Raw genomic sequence first — 15,152 nt, 5'->3', positions numbered from 1 at the left:
AAAGCCCTGACACCCGGCAAGGCGGGTGATTTGTCGGAAGTATATGGCCCTCTCAGTTGCCTGAGCAAATGAGAGGGCGCGCGCGGCGGCCGGAATGCTCCTATTCCGGGATGCGTAACTCGTCATTAACCAGGCTAATAAGATCTCCATCTGCTGGTTGCGGTGCAATTTCAGGAAGATTGCTCTGAGCCAGCGGTGTTGCAAAATCTGCCCGTGGCGTGGTCCGGACGACCTGACTTGGCGGTAGCTTGGTGCCGTTGGTCAAGCGCTCCCAAACCAGATCCAGAGCCTGGAAATAGTAATGATGCAGCGGCACGTAGCGGTCACCAATACCCGGAAACTGGTTCAGGATATCGAGGTGGTGAGCATTGAGTACTTCGTAGTAACGAAGTTCGCTGCCAGCTCCCTCAACTCGCTGATTAAGTCCGTAGTAGGGCCGTGATGTGTGGTTGATGGGCAGAATGGCATCCGCCCGACCGGTCACAAACACCGCAGGCTTGCCACGGAGGTTTCCGGTTGCCCTGATGTCTTCGATGCCCTCGGAGATCGCAGCAGCAAGCGCCGCATCGGTACCTGTCAAAGCATCTCCTGTAACGGCATCACGACCCAGGGCCAGACTGTGCAGGCACAACAGGGCGTCCAGGCCGTAATCGATCTGGCTACTGCTTGGAGATACGCTTGTAGGAAGCGCCGTGGGCTCGCCTTCAGCGTCATCGTAAACAATATCGACGCCGGCGGTGGGCGGAATACCGTTACTGGTTGCGAAGGCTGCCGCTTCCCCGGCAGCTGCGAACGGCGTTACCGCGCCAGCAGAGTCTGTTGCGGCAAAGCTTAGACCGCACACGCGATCTTCAACACCCGCGCGGCCATAGGCGTTGGCGTAGGTCATGGAAATGCTCTGGGCAACCTTGGAGGCAAAATGCACCGGCGCAAGCAGGTTCTGTTCGGGCTGGATGCCGAAATCCTCGTTCAAAATACGCTGTGCCTCGATAGCGTAGTCGTCGATGGTTGCGCTCACGGCACCGGCAAGCAATCCTTTTCCAGCCAATGAGTTACAGATATTCTCGCGCACCTCTGGTGTGTTAAAAACGTTCAGTGGGGCAATATCGCGAATGGCCGGCGCCTGATTGGCACAGCCCTGGTATACTGCCAATGCTGTTGTGTATTCGAGCAGGCTGCGACTATGCTCAGTAATTGCGGTACCGGTACCCTGAACAATGGTGAAGCCCGTGTCCACAACCGGGTTCACATTGGGTTCGGATACCGCCACGCCATCAATCAAACCTTGGGTGTCCTGCTCCGCAGCGCGAACGGATGAACCGCCACCGTTGGAAACACTGGAGGCAATCACCAGAGTGTTCATAGGCGTAATCGCATTGGTTGCGCTGTCACCGCCGAACTGCTTGTTGAGCGCCCAGAATCCGAACTCCACAGACTGCAGCACATGGCGCCCCCAGTCTGCTTCCGGATTGGTTTTCGAGTGCGCGTGTTTCCAGGCAAAGCGATCGGGCGTGATCGCGTTAAAATCATCGCGCTCTGCATCCGTCAGATCCGCACGAAACTGCACTGAATCATCGGAAGTAGTCAAAGTGCCATCAATGCGCTGGGCGGCGTTGGTTTCCAGGTTGTGCGAACCGGTTCCGCTGCCCTTGTCGGTGTAGACTACCGCACAACCCTTTTTCAGACCCCACTCCCCGGCCGTTCCAATCGCGCCATAAATTCCCCGCGAGCCAGATGATGGCGCGGTGATCATGCAGGGGTTCTGTGGATCAAAGGTGTCGGGCACTTGAGCCATGACAGTGACAGGCACGTCGTCGCCAGGAACGGTCATAAAGGCAATGTACTCATGCCCTGGAATCAGCCCTTCCGTGCTATTGCCCACGCCGGGGCCAAAGAACTCCCCATAACCACCGCCAGCCGATGTATCCACCAAGGCCCGGTAATTGTTATAGATGGCAAGCCGGCGCAATTCGCCGGGCGAGGGGTTGAGTGAATCCGAGAACGCGGGTGCTGTAGCACTGCCCAACCCCGTAGCACCCAGACCTGCGGTCAGCAGATCATCGGTAATACCGTCGTATTGGGTGTGCTGAATATCGCCCTGGATAAACCCGGGAACCTGGTTTGCGGCAGGCGGGTTATCGTCGTTGCTGTCATTACAGGCAGTGAGGCCAAAGCCTGCAGCGCCGATCAGCGCACAGATCATGATACGTTTCATGGTCGTTCCTTATTTATTTGTTGTTGTTAAGTGCGGGTCGGGACCACAACCCGAAACAATCGCTATGCGCGTCCTGTGCCATAATTTTATCCGCTTGTTTTCGTTCGTTATTTTCAGAACTTTTTTCTATTTATGCGCTATTTTGTCCAGACTTCCGGACAACCTTCCGTTCGTCGCCGTTCGGATTCGTACCGAAACCCCTTGCCGCAGCAGCTGGTACAGCCCGATTGTCCTGAAATCCAGACACCGTCGTGATTGGCGGACAGCCGATTAAAGCGACATACATCCAGCTCGGCCCGAAAAGCGTAAATTTACGTTGTGATACTGCAGAAAGGATGGTTAATCATTGAATACTCAGGGAGCACTGACGCCATAACATGGGGAGAACGATCAAATCCGGATAAACGGCAGCAGGCTCAGGCCAGTGATTACCAGAATGGCCAGGCAGGCCGCGAAGGTGCGAACAGGCTTGTGCCGGAACATCTGCCATACGCCACCGCTCTCGCCACTCAGGCGTCGAGCCTCATAGGCCTCACGCTGGTTTTCCAGGCGTTGGCGCTGATAGTCTTGCAGTAGAGCTTTGGCTCTATTCGCTTCTTCTGTGTCGTGCACCCAGAAACCACCCATACTGATACCCCAACGGCTAGGCGGCGTCTCGTAAAATCGCACATCGTGAGCCTCAAACAGAGCCCGTATTTCCTCGGCTTCGTCATCGGGCACGTGGCGCAAATTCATCAGGTGGTGGGGCATGAAGACTCGTTGTCTGGTATCGGACAGGGTAATACCGATATCCTAACACCAAAGACCAACAGACCGAATTCACAACCGGAACCGTTCATGAAAGATCACCCCCTCCGCCTGTTGCTGGATTTTGACGCCTGCGCCCAGAGAGACAACGGCCAGGCCCCGGCATTTCTGCACCGGCGGGATCGCAAGTTTGCACTAACCTGCGAACAGCAGGGCGTTACACCTGGCCCGAAACGCTGGCTGGCACACATGAACCATCTCAGCGGCCCCGGCGCAGGCACATCATCCTCAAAGCAGACTCTGCGTTTCTGGCGCCGGATCAGCAGCGGTTTTATGGCTGCAGGCGCTGTTTTCGGCATACTGACTATGCTCGGCCTTTTGTTCTATGACGGCGGGCAGCGCATCAACGTCACCGTTATTCTGGCCTTTGTGGTCTTCCAGTTGTTACTGGCGCTGTTGACTACCGTTCAATCCCTGGCTGGCTGGCAGCCATGGCGCGGGCTGCTCCAACGCTTTCACAACAACCCCGAATCTGACGTTTCGGCCAGACTCCAGCCGGTGCTTATGGCGCGGGCTGCTCAGCTGGGCGGGCTGTGTTTTACGGCCTCGGGCTTGGCAACCTTGCTGGTTATGGTGGTGCTACAGGACCTTGCTTTCGGCTGGAGCACCACACTGGATACCGATGCCAGTCGCTATTATGGCCTGATCACAGCAATTGCAGCGCCCTGGGCCTGGCTTTGGCCTGCCGCTGTTCCGGACCTGGCGCTTGTAGAGGCGACCCGGTTCTTCCGTGCCAGCGCAAGCGAGGCCACCCTGAACCCGGTTCGCTGGGGGCAGTGGTGGCCTTTCATTGCCATGCTCTGGACAACCTGGGCACTATTGCCCCGGCTCGTTCTTTTTGTTTTGGCAGGCGTGCTGATTCGGCGCAAAGCCAGGCTCCTGCTAACCAGCCACCCGGCGATGCGTGCGTTAATGTACCGCATGGAAACTCCGGCTCTCGAAACCGGTAATGAACATAATGATGCCGCAGACCTTCCCGACACTACAACGGATCTGAAATTACAGCCCTTACCGGATGCCAAAATAGTGTTGTGCTGGGCCGGCGCGGGCGATCCGGAGCTGCCCGATGCACTCAGCACCGGCAAAAGCCTTATAGCCAAGGCAGGCGGCAAGATGACACTGGCAGAAGACCGCCACACACTGGAGCAGATAGCCACAGAGCTGGCACGAGGGTCCAAGCGGTCGGTTCTGCTGGTTACCCGCAGCTGGGAGCCGCCCACCGGCGAGCTGGAAGACCTGCTGGCCAGTGCGAGAAACCTTTGGCCCGAAGACACCCAGGTCGTCCTGGTACCACTGGCTACAAACATTGAGCGAGAGCCAGATGCCCACCAGGTCCAGCAATGGTTGAGGTTTGCAAGGCGCGCAGGGCCCGAGTTTGTGACGGTCAGCCTTATACCAGTTCATGGGGCCGTTCCCGATATGGATGAGGGAGTTACCCAATGAGTACCACACCCATTTTTGCTGTCGTGGGTCACCCGAACAAGGGCAAATCCAGCGTCGTTGCAACACTGTCACAGAACGATGCCATCGCCATCGCGCTAGAACCCGGCACCACACGCACCCGACAATCGTATCCGTTACGCGTGGACGGCAACATTCTCTACACGCTGGTGGACACGCCCGGCTTCCAGCGCCCCCGACGGGTTCTCGAGTGGCTGGAAGCCCACAGCGTGTCGGCCTCGGATCATGCCGAAACCGTGCGTGCGTTTGTTTTGCAACATCAGGGCGACGGCCGCTTTACGGACGAGTGCGAACTGCTGACTCCGTTGATCGAGGGCGCCGGCATTATCTACGTGGTGGATGGCTCCTCCCCATATAATGCCCAGCATGAAGCAGAGATGACCATTTTGCGCTGGACAGGGCAGCCCAGCCTCGCGCTGATCAACAGCATCGGGGCCGACGATTACAGCGACACCTGGCAGGCTGCGTTGGGGCAATTCTTTCAGGTTGTCCGCAAGTTCGATGCCGTTCGTGCCCCATTTGAGCAACATCTCGGTCTTTTACGCGCCTTTGGCCAGCTCGAGCCGGATTGGGAGAAGGCTCTGGGTCAGGCGACCCATCATCTATCTGCCCAGCGCGAGCAACGTCGACTCCAGGCAGCGGGCATTATTGCCAGAGCGCTGAAAGACATGATGTCGTTCCAGGAGAAACGCACCCTGACTCTGGATCAGGTTGCGGGCACCAGCGACAGCACCCTCGCAGACCAGCTCCGGCAACGCTGGTACCAGCATCAGCGCCAGCGGGAGCAGACTCTGCGGGTGGAAATCGAGCATCTGTATCAACATCAAAGCATCCGACGGCAGGAAGCCGAACTGGAATGGCACAGCGATCATGACCTGTTCTCCGAAGACAGCCGCAAACACTGGGCTGTCAGCAGGCGTTATCTGGCCACAGCCGGTTTTGGTGCGGGCGCCGTCAGTGGTGCAGGGCTGGACGCCTTGACTCTGGGCTCATCGCTGGGCACCGGGGCGCTGGTCGGTGGTCTGATCGGTGCGGCCGGGAGCTATTTTTACGGCGGCAAGTTCACCCTGCCGGTTCTGAACATCGGCCTGCTCCAGGACGGGCTGAAAACAGCCACGTTCGGGCCAGTGCAGGACAGCCAGTTTGGTTACGTGGTGCTGGGGCGAGCTGTGGATCACTGGTGGCATATAAGCAATCGCAATCACGCAGGCAGAGAGCTGCTCGACCTGCAACCTGCGGATCATCACTGGCTCGAGCGTCTCGATAAAAAGAGCCGTCAGACAATTCAGAGGACCCTGGACAAGTGCCGTAAACAACAGCCTCTGGATGAAAATCAGCAGCACAGATTTCACGTCGCCATAGAGCAATGCATGGCAGTTTATGACGACTGGCGGTTGAACCGGACCTGAAATGAGTGTTTATACTGTATGGCTATTCCATCAAATAACGAGGAATGCTCATGAAGATTGTACGAGTTAAGGACATCATCGGTACCGAACGTGAAGTGCATGGCCCGGGCTGGACCAGCCGTCGTATGTTGTTGAAAAAAGATGGTATGGGCTTCTCTTTCCACGAAACAATTATCCCTGCAGGCGCCGAACTGAACCTGTGGTACAAGCATCACCTGGAAGCGGTTTATTGCGTAGCCGGCAACGGCACGATTACCGACAAAGCCACGGGTGAAACCCACGAAATCTCGGATGGCACGCTCTACGCCCTCGACAAACATGATCAGCATACCCTCCGTGGCGGCACAGAAGACATGCGTTTGATCTGTTCGTTCAACCCGCCCGTCACCGGGCAGGAAGTACACGACGCAGACGGTGCTTATCTGCCGGATACCAGCGACGACTGATTTTTCTTGTCGGCAACCGAACACTCCGTGCCATCCACAACGCCATCGTCAGCAAGCCTGCTGCCGGTGGCGCTGTTACTCTGGCTGGCAGGGGTTTACTTGCGCATCCCGATACTGGTTGCGCCACCGCTGGCACCGTTTATTGGTGGCGAACTGGCACTCTCCCAGACTCTAACTGGCGCTCTGACAACGCTGCCCATCCTGATGCTGGCCATAGGCGCCATGCCCGGCTCGCTTTCCATATCACGCATTGGCCCGCGAAACACGCTGGCCCTCGCCATGGTCGTGATGGTCATCGGCTCCGCAGGCCGGGGCCTGGCGGCAGATACACTTACATTGATGCTCACCAGCGCGGTCATGGGCCTCGGCATTGCAATGATGCAACCCGCCTTACCGGCACTGCTGCCCCGTTGGCTGGAACCAAAACATCTGGCATTTGGCTCTGCGATCTACATGAACGGCATGCTGATGGGCGAATTCATTGGCGCCGGCATCACTCTGCCGGTCATCATGCCGCTACTGGCCAACAGCTGGCGCGCAACCATGCTGGCCTGGTCGTTACCCGCACTGCTGGTTGTAACAGCCCTGTTCCTGCCCAAACGCGACCTGGCCCGGCCCACACGAAAAGTCGCCTGGCTACCCGACTGGAAAAACCCGCTCACGCTTAAACTGGGCCTATTGCTTGGCGTTTCAGGCTCCCTGTTTTTCGGCGTAAACGCCTACCTTGGCGCTTTGCTGGAGCAAAGAGGCGAGTTCGACAACCTCACCGAAGCCCTGTTCTGGTACAACTTTGCCCAAGTGGTAGCGTCACTGCTAATGCTGAAAATGGCCCGCTACTGGGTAGGCAAAAAAGCCCCGCTGATCATCATGCTGATACTCAGTCTGTTGGGAACCATAGGAATGTTGGTGTTCACCGGATGGTGGGCAATCGCCAGCGCAACCTTCATGAGCTTCACCGCCGGCGTATTGCTGATCATGATGGTGGCTTTGCCACCCTTGCTGGTACCCGCCAGCGACACCGGCAGACTATCCGCCGGCAACTTCCTGGTGGGTTATACGATAGCGTTCACCGTACCCATGCTGGGCGGCTTGCTTTCAGACTGGACCGGCGACATAAGACACGCAATCGCCGTTATGATTGCCTACGGAATACTGGTTTCGCCGCTTGCAATAAAACTCAACCTCCAGCGTCAGTAGCGCTCCCACCAATGGCCAAAGGCCGGGGAGTGGGGTGTCTTTTCTGCCGGGAAAAAATGTCTGAGCGAAGCGAGTTGTTTTTCCCAGAAGAAAAGACACCCCGCTTCCCGGCCCGCCCCAATAAAGCAGGCTTGCTAACTTTAGATGTAGTAATCCTTCAGCGGCGGAAATCCGTTGAATTCTACAGCGCTGTATGTCGTAGTGTAGGCTCCAGTGGACAGCCAGTACATGCGATCGCCGATTGCCAGGTTCAACGGCAGCGGGTATTTGTGATGCTCGTACATTATGTCGGCGCTATCGCACGTTGGTCCGGCAATCACACAATCTTCACCTTCGCCTTTTTTATCCGTCCAGATGGGGAATTTGATCGCCTCATCCAGCGTTTCAATCAAACCATTGAACTTGCCGACATCGGTGAACACCCAACGGTGCAATGCAGTACGGGATTTACGGGCGATCAGAACAACCTCGCTGACCAGAACACCGGCGTTGGAAATCAACGAACGGCCAGGCTCGATAATAATCTCGGGCAGATCATCACCGAAGTCTTCCTTCAGGAAACGGGTGATCTCCGATGCGTACACACCCAACTCGTTGGTGCGGTTAATGTAATTGGCCGGGAAACCACCGCCCATGTTAATCATCTTCAACTCGATACCGTCTTCTTCTTTCAGACGCTCGAAAATGACCTTAACCTTGTTCAGCGCCGAATCCCATGCGCCAATCTCACGCTGCTGTGAACCTACGTGGAAAGACACACCGTAAGGCACCAACCCCAGATCCCGAGCCAGGATCAGCAGATCCATGGCCATATCGTTCTCGCAACCAAACTTGCGGGACAGCGGCCAATCCGCTGTTTGCGTGCCATCAGTCAGAATGCGCACGTAGATCTTCGAACCAGGTGCCGCCTTGGCAATGTTACGCAAATCCGCCTCGGAATCCGTGGCAAACAGACGCACACCCTTCTCATAGAATGTGCGAATATCCCGTGCCTTCTTGATGGTGTTGCCGTAACTGATTCGGTCTGCCGTGACGTTCAGCCCCATCACCTTTTCCAGCTCATACGCCGACGCAATATCGAAGTTCGCACCCTTGTCGCGCAACATCGTCAAAACCTGCGGAGCCGGGTTTGCCTTCACCGCGTAATACACCTTGGCATAAGGAAAACCATCCACCAACTCGTCGTACTGACGATCAATGGTCGCGGTATCGATAACCACAAACGGTGTCTCTTTATCATCGGCAAAAGCCTTGATCCGGCTAAAAGTCTCAGCGGTGTAGTAATCGGCGATGTTAGCGTTGGCTGACTCGGTCATGGATGGTGTATCACCTCAGGATAATGGATCTGTGCGAAATAAAAGGTGCCAACATCAGGTTGGCCCCGACAATAATCGCGATAGTCGGGCTTTTCTCACCCTACTGATATGAGCATATCTACCCATAATTAAAACAGCGCCCAGCCTACGCCAATGGTCGAAAAGCCGGGGTGTGGGGTGTCTTTTCCGCCGGGAAAAAATGTCTGAGCGCAGCGAGTTGTTTTCCCAGAGGAAAAGACACCCCGCTCCCTGGCTTGCCCCCAATGCAAGCCTTAGCGAACACCCCCCAAACCTTCTATAATTCGCCAACACAAAACGATCACCACAGGATCCCCCCAATGGCGCGACTCATCACTGCAGCACTCCTGGCCCTGCTGTTCCTGGCCGGCTGTGCCGAAAACACCACGCCGCCCACCTTCAAACAAGCACTGCCCACCGCCACCCAACAGCCGGTCAGCTTCAACGAAGACGTGCGCCCCATTGTGGAAGCCAAATGCCTCGCGTGCCACAGCTGCTTTGACGCACCCTGCCAGCTCAAAATGGAATACTCCGACGGCCTGATTCGCGGTGCCCATAAAGACCCGGTTTACAACGGTGCCCGCTTCGAAACCCAAAGAACCACCCGCTTGGGCATCGATGCACAAACCGAACAACAGTGGCGAGAAATGGGTTTTTTCTCGGTACTGGCTCGAGGCGACCAGACCCGCAGCCTGTTTGAAAACATGATTCGCCTGGGCAAAGAGTATGAGTTTGCACCCAACAGCAAATTGCCCGAAGACATAGAACTGGGCCTGTCGCGCGCCAACCAGTGTGTCAGCAACGCCGATTTCTCCGACTACGCCAGCGACCACCCCTACGAGGGCATGCCGCTGGCCATGACAGGCCTCACCGACGATGAATACGCCACACTCACCGGCTGGCTCAACCAGGGAGGTGCCATCAGCCCTATAGTTACCAGCGTGAACGAGGCTGAGCAAAATCACATCCAACGCTGGGAAACCTGGCTCAACGAAGGTAGCCCGCGCCGACAACTGGTCGCCCGCTGGACCTACGAGCACCTCTATCTTGCGCACCTGTACTTTGAAGACAATGGCGCCAATACCCGCTTTTTTGAAATCGTGCGATCCCGCACCCCTGCAGGGACAGACATTGAAATCATTGCCACCCGACGCCCCAACGACGATCCCGAAGGCCCTGTGTATTACCGCTTGCGCCCAGTGGCGGGCAGCATCGTGCACAAGCGCCACATAACCTTCAATTTCGGTGAACAGCAGTTCGAACGCACCCGCGAGTTGTTTGAAACCGGCGACTGGCAAGTGGAAACCGTACCGGATTACAGCCGGGAGAGCCGCGCCAATCCGTTTGCCACTTTTGCCGCCATACCGGCAAAAGCCCGCTATCAGTTCATGCTGGACAACGCAGAGTATTTTACCCGTACCTTCATTCGCGGGCCGGTATGTCGTGGTCAGATTGCCACCGACGTGATCCGTGACCAATTCTGGGTGGCCTACCACGATCCGGAGAACGACCTGTTTGTCACCAACGCAGAGTATCGTGACAAGGTAACTCCGCTATTGGCGCTGCCAGGGCAGGACAGCGCACTGCTCGATCTGGGCGATAACTGGAGCGAGTACAAAGGCAAGCGCAACCGATACCGTGAGTTGCGGAACAGCGCCTACAAGGAAGCCTATCCAAAGGGAGCTTCTCTTGATCATATCTGGGACGGGGACGGCAACAATACCAATGCGCTGCTAACCGTTTTCAGACATCACGACAACGCTTCTGTGCAACGCGGCCTGATCGGGCGTGTTCCATTGACCAGCTGGTGGATGGATTATCCTCTGCTGGAGCGCACCTATTACGAGCTGGTTGTGAATTTTGATGTATTCGGAAATGTGGCCCATCAAGCCCAGACACGGCTCTACTTTGATCTGATCCGCAACGGCGGCGAACAGGACTACCTGCGCCTGATCCCGCCAGGCGAGCGATCCAAGGTATTGCAGCGCTGGTATCAAGGTGCAGGCAAACTGAAGCTGAACTATAGCTACGCCAGCATGGACGACACCTCACCGTCGCAGGTGCCCTATGCAACCTCGGCCTTCAATGAGGAGCTGGGTGCGCGCCTGCTGCTGAATTTCCACGAGCTGAACGCTGAGCGAGATGACCCCATCAATCGTTGTGGCGGCAGCAACTGTGGCCGCAAAGACGAACCGGAGTGGATTCGCAACGCGGATAAGGTGCTCTCGGAGCTGGCCGCAACACGCGCTGAGTTCCTGCCGGCAATCAACTACCTGCCCGACGTGACCTTCCTCAGGGTGTACAACGAGGAAGGAAAGCGCACGGTCTACACGGTGATCCGCAATCGCGCCCACAGCAACGTCGCCTTCCTGCTGGGAGAAGATCTGCGCTACCAGCCAGAGAACGATGAACTCACCATTTACCCGGGAATCATCGGCAGCTACCCAAACTTCATGTTCGATATTCCGGCATCACAACTGGGGCTGTTCAAAGACCGGATGAAAGCCCTGAAAGCCGAGGAGCCCAAAAGCTTTGAGGCCCTGGTCGGCGTATGGGGCGTGCGCCGCACTCATCGGCATTTTTGGGAGATTCTCCACGACATCACTGCCTGGCAGCAGGAGCATAAACCTCTGCAGGCGGGTATTTTTGATATTAACCGGTACAACAACCTGTAATGAACCAACCCCCGGGTTCAGACCGCCACAGGGTGGAGTGGCTCGGGGGAGTTTGACCCGCCGGGATCCCGGGGCTCACTTTGCTGCTGCAGGTATTCCAGAATCGCATCCTTCAGATCACTGCCCTGACCCAGACCCTGGTTACCGAATAAACGGTTAAATTCCAGCACGTAGGGATAACCTTCCACCAGGGCAATATCAAAACCGGCGTGATCCACCTCCAGCTCCCGGGCAAGCCGGAGAGCCAGATCTGTCATCACCGTGGGCACCGGGCTATTGTCAATCCGGCCACCCTTGGACACATTGTTGTAAAAACCCTGATCAGCCTGAGTACGCCAGTAGGCCGTTACGACCTTATCGCCCACCACGACAACGCGTGCGTCGCGATCCAGCGGCAAGTACTCCTGAACGTACAGAACCTCTGTGCGTTCGCAGTATTTGCGCCAGTCGTCCAGTGTTTCAATCAACCAAACGCCTTCGCCCATACTGGCCTTCGGCAACTTCGCAACAAAGGGTAGCGCCATAACACTCCAGATATGTTCACGCTCCTGGGGGCCGTTGGCCTCAATGATTGTCCAGGGAATATGCTCCGGCGCTACCGCCTCAAAAGCCCGGGTCATTTCAACTTTGTCATGGCCAATGCGATAACTGGCAACGCTGGGAAACACACGGCATTTGAGGCCATGCACCAGTGCATTGAGCTGCCAGTACTCAGGGAAAAGCACCCAGTCTGCCTTGCTCAGCAGTTCCTTATGGCGCAGGAAATGCTCCGGCTTGAGTACGGTTGTGTCGGGGAAGCCGAGCGTGCGAAAGACATTAAACGATACGAGTTGCATGGGTGGGGTCGCGCAGATAAAAGTGGGCAAATTTTAGGCAGTTTCGCTCTGTGCGCAAGCTTTTTATGAGTTAACTTGATTACAGTCATGGTTTATCTTAAACACATTGATAATAATTCGCATTACATTAACTCTCACCTTACTCCGGAACCATACCATGACAATTCTTCGCCAATTCACTGCTGTAGCCGCCTCCATGCTAATCGCGGTACCTGCCTTTGCCAGCGACAGTGATCACTTTAAAGGCCTCCCCGCACACACTCTCGAACAAGCGGTTGCCAATTTCTCAGAGTACAACAACCAGTTGGAAAAACTGCTGGCCGGCGACCTGACTCCAGAGGCCATGAACGAAGTTCACCAGCTCACCTATACGCTGGAAAATGCTCTGCAAAAGCTGGATGACGAAATCGATGCTCTTGAGGATACACTCGAGAAGGTTCACAAGGCTTCTGAGCGCGCGGGTACGGACACCGTTCGCTCTGCCGGCAAGCAGTACCTGACCAATAGCCGGAAGATTGTAAAATAATCACCCGCATTATTTCCGTTTGACGCCCTGCTGGGCTAAGGCGGTTAGCGGATTTTCTGGCCAGGGATGCTTGGGATAGCGGCCACGGGTATCTTTACGGACCTGTGGATAGACGTTAACCCAGAAACTGGCCAGATCGGCCGTGACTGCCAGTGGTCTTCGAGCCGGAGACAGCAGGTGTATCAGAACAGGCACCTTGCCGCCCGCCACTACAGGCGTTCGTGTCCAGCCGAACAGCGCCTGTAACTTGGCCGCCAGTATCGGGCCATTGTCAGCGGTGTAATCCAGGGTAACGGAGTTGCCGGTGGGAATGGTCAGAGCGGTAGGGGCAAGCTCAGCCAGCTGCTGCTGTTGCGAATACTCCAGCAGGCTGTTCAGGGCGTTCTGCAAGTTCATTTTGCCCAACTCTGACCAACGGCTGATGCCGCTCAGGAAGGGCGCCAGCCAGTGTTCCAGCGATTCTGTGAGTGCCTGCTCACGGACATCGGGCCACTGCCCGGGAAAGTGCCTGGCAAGCAGCGCAACTCGCGCCTGCCACTGCCGCGTTGCAGGTGTCCAAGGCAGGTTATCAAGCCCTTTACGCCGCACGGCTGTCAGCAAACCTTGTTGAATCAGCTCGGGCGAGGGTTTTGTCAAAGGTTTCTCGGCAAGAAGCAGGGCTCCCAGCCGGCGGGTTTTTCGGGCGACTACCGTACCGCGTTTGTCATCCCATTCCGCCTCATCCTGCTCAAGGATATGGGCCGCCAGATCGGTTTCCAGAGTTGGCAGATCTACCGGCGCCGCCAGATAAATCCTGGCTTCTCTGGCTTTGCCGTCCAGGTCTGCGGCCACCAGCCATTCATGCCGGACCAGCCCATCATCTTCCCGTAACAACGCCCCTTTACCGTTACTGAGCTGATAGCGCGGCGTGTCTCCGGACCGACGTTTGCAGATGCGATCAGGATAAGCGAGCGCTAACAGACGACCAACTTCCGTGGACGTTGGCGCCCTATTCTGCTCGCTTGTGTTAGCAGCGCCACGCTCAGACAAGCGGTTTGCCTGATGGCGCAACGCCTGAAGCCGGTGCGGGTCTATGCGCTGGAAGCCGCGTTCACCTCGAAGGGCGCGAATGCGCTCATGCATATCGGCACCGGCGCCTGGGCCCAGCAAATCCCGATCTTCCAGTAACGAGGCCAGTTCAGCAGCCAGCCCGCCCAACCCGAGCGATCGTCCTAATACGACCATGTGCGCCAGCCGGGGGTGAATGCCCAAAGCCCGCGCGGACTTACCGTGTTCGGTGATTGCACCTGCATCGTCTAACATATCCAGCCACTGCAACAGCTCCAGGGCCTGTTGCCAGTGGGCGGGAGGCGGCGGGTCGATCCACCCCAGCTTATCCGGCGTCCGGGCGCCCCACTGGGCCAGCTCTAGCACCAGGGGCGCCAGATCCGCCTCGCGAATCTCCGGAGGCGTAAACTCCGCCAACCCGAATTGCTCTGACTCGCTCCATAACCGGTAACACACGCCCGGCTCTACACGGCCTGCGCGGCCTTTGCGCTGCTCGGCCGAAGCTTTGGAAACTCTGCTGGTAAGCAATCGCGTCATGCCACTGTTGGGGTCAAACACCGCCCGGCGCTGCTGGCCGCTATCAACGACTACGCGCACACCCTCAATGGTCAGGCTGGTTTCAGCAATGGCGGTTGCCAGCACCACTTTACGAGTACCCGATGCCGCCGGTGCAATAGCCCGATCCTGCTCGGCCGCTTTGAGATTGCCAAACAAGGGTGCGATCACGACGTTGGAAGCCACCTGTCCGGCCAGCGCCTGAGCTACCCGGTGAATCTCTCCGGCCCCCGGCAGGAATACTAATACCGAGCCAGTTTGCTGTGCCAAAGCCTCGAAAACCACCGCTACCACCTGGTCCATCAGCCGCGGGTTGCGCTGCGCTGCAGGCGCCGGCCGGTAGAACAGGTCTACCGGAAACGCGCGTCCTTCGCTGCTTAGCACCGGCACACCACCAAGAAGGCGGGCAATGGGTCCGGTGTCCAGCGTAGCGGACATTACCAGCACCCTTAGATCTTCCCGCAATGCTTCCTGTGTTTCACGCACCAGAGCCAGGCCCAGGTCGGCTTGCAGGGAGCGCTCTTGAATTTTACTAATTTCACCATCTTGTCATTTGTATACTAGAATACTGTTATAACGCGTTTTTTAGCGCCAATATGAGTCTTATATATAATGACAATCATCATTAACCCCACCACAATCTC

General features: G+C 56.8%; 11 protein-coding genes. 6 read left to right on the top strand and 5 right to left on the bottom strand.

The features are described from left to right. Positions 1-100: 100 nt before the first annotated feature. On the bottom strand, positions 101-2,215 hold the full coding sequence (locus tag FFI90_RS12250; protein ID WP_144778363.1) for a 3-hydroxybutyrate oligomer hydrolase family protein: 2,115 nt from the start codon (positions 2,213-2,215) through the stop codon (positions 101-103). Positions 2,216-2,605: 390 nt separating this feature from the next. Beyond that, positions 2,606-2,965 carry a DUF6164 family protein gene (locus FFI90_RS12245; protein ID WP_144778362.1) on the bottom strand — a complete coding sequence of 120 codons (360 nt, stop codon included), beginning with the start codon at positions 2,963-2,965 and terminating at the stop codon, positions 2,606-2,608. 87 nt (positions 2,966-3,052) lie between these two features. Between FFI90_RS12245 and FFI90_RS12240 the strand changes: the two genes are divergently transcribed. Genes FFI90_RS12240 through FFI90_RS12225 form a run of 4 tightly spaced genes read left to right on the top strand, consistent with a single transcriptional unit; the run spans position 3,053 to position 7,535 of the window. After that, complete coding sequence (locus tag FFI90_RS12240) at positions 3,053-4,465, top strand: DUF2868 domain-containing protein (RefSeq protein WP_144778361.1); 1,413 nt, start codon at positions 3,053-3,055, stop codon at positions 4,463-4,465. Then, positions 4,462-5,892, top strand: coding sequence for a GTPase/DUF3482 domain-containing protein (locus tag FFI90_RS12235; protein ID WP_144778360.1), 1,431 nt, complete (start codon positions 4,462-4,464; stop codon positions 5,890-5,892). Before FFI90_RS12240 ends, FFI90_RS12235 begins: the two co-directional genes overlap by 4 nt. A gap of 50 nt (positions 5,893-5,942) precedes the next feature. Beyond that, positions 5,943-6,338, top strand: a complete 396-nt coding sequence (locus FFI90_RS12230) for an ectoine synthase (RefSeq protein ID WP_144778359.1) — start codon at positions 5,943-5,945, stop codon at positions 6,336-6,338. Positions 6,339-6,365: 27 nt separating this feature from the next. Continuing rightward, a complete protein-coding gene (locus FFI90_RS12225; protein ID WP_246123560.1) occupies positions 6,366-7,535 on the top strand; it encodes an MFS transporter in 1,170 nt (389 codons plus the stop codon). Positions 7,536-7,675: 140 nt separating this feature from the next. On the opposite strand, the gene FFI90_RS12220 is transcribed toward FFI90_RS12225, so the two are convergent. Continuing rightward, entirely contained in the window at positions 7,676-8,851 is a 1,176-nt protein-coding gene (locus FFI90_RS12220; protein ID WP_144778358.1) for a type III PLP-dependent enzyme, read from the bottom strand. 338 nt (positions 8,852-9,189) lie between these two features. Between FFI90_RS12220 and FFI90_RS12215 the strand changes: the two genes are divergently transcribed. Further along, complete coding sequence (locus tag FFI90_RS12215; protein WP_144778357.1) at positions 9,190-11,544, top strand: fatty acid cis/trans isomerase; 2,355 nt, start codon at positions 9,190-9,192, stop codon at positions 11,542-11,544. Positions 11,545-11,561: 17 nt separating this feature from the next. Here FFI90_RS12215 and FFI90_RS12210 read toward each other — a convergent pair whose 3' ends face one another. Continuing rightward, the gene (locus FFI90_RS12210) at positions 11,562-12,380 is read right to left on the bottom strand and encodes an ATP-grasp domain-containing protein (protein WP_144778356.1); all 819 of its coding nucleotides are present in this window, start codon (positions 12,378-12,380) and stop codon (positions 11,562-11,564) included. 157 nt (positions 12,381-12,537) lie between these two features. Here FFI90_RS12210 and FFI90_RS12205 point away from each other — a divergent pair, with 157 nt between their 5' ends. Continuing rightward, complete coding sequence (locus tag FFI90_RS12205; RefSeq protein WP_144778355.1) at positions 12,538-12,906, top strand: DUF6746 family protein; 369 nt, start codon at positions 12,538-12,540, stop codon at positions 12,904-12,906. Positions 12,907-12,915: 9 nt separating this feature from the next. On the opposite strand, the gene hrpB is transcribed toward FFI90_RS12205, so the two are convergent. After that, positions 12,916-14,994: an ATP-dependent helicase HrpB gene (hrpB, locus tag FFI90_RS12200; protein ID WP_246123558.1), complete on the bottom strand. Its 2,079-nt coding sequence runs from the start codon at positions 14,992-14,994 to the stop codon at positions 12,916-12,918. Positions 14,995-15,152 lie beyond the last annotated feature (158 nt).

The organism is Marinobacter maritimus (assembly GCF_007671675.1).
GTDB lineage: Bacteria > Pseudomonadota > Gammaproteobacteria > Pseudomonadales > Oleiphilaceae > Marinobacter > Marinobacter maritimus.
This window is presented reverse-complemented; position numbering and strand designations above follow the sequence as displayed.